Genomic DNA, 486 nt, shown 5'->3' on the forward strand with positions numbered 1-486 from the left:
AACGTCTATTTCTATTATGAAAATAGATGAAAAGACAGGTGAGACAGAATTTAAAGTAGTAGAAGAAAATGAAGATATACAAGTAACGACAGTGGATTATTTCGATAAACCAGTGGCTATTTTTATGATTACACCAGACTTTGATTCTTCGAATCATGTGATTGCTTCTATTTTTGTAAGGCAGCTCTATTTTATATTAGCCAAAGGTGCATCCCTCGCTCGTGGAGGTAAATGTCACCGTGAGGTGGTTTTTTGTATGGATGAATTTGGTAATCTGCCAAGTATTGAAGGAATGGCGAATATTATTACGGTTTGTCTCGGTAGAAATATCCGCTTTAATCTTATCATTCAAGCATATTCACAATTAAAAAATAAATATGGAGAAGATGCAGATACCATTGATGGAAACTGTGGGAACACCATCTATATTCTAACAAACGATCAAGAAACAGCCGAAAAAGTGTCCAAAAAGCTGGGGAATCAAAC

The 486-nt window shown here is 35.2% G+C and carries 1 protein-coding gene; it reads left to right on the top strand.

Annotated features, from left to right (window positions below):
* Positions 1 to 486: type IV secretory system conjugative DNA transfer family protein (locus tag SB775_RS27435; protein ID WP_410864291.1), on the top strand; the 486-nt coding region annotated here is incomplete at both ends.

The sequence above is a fragment of the Peribacillus sp. SIMBA_075 genome (genome assembly GCF_046534585.1).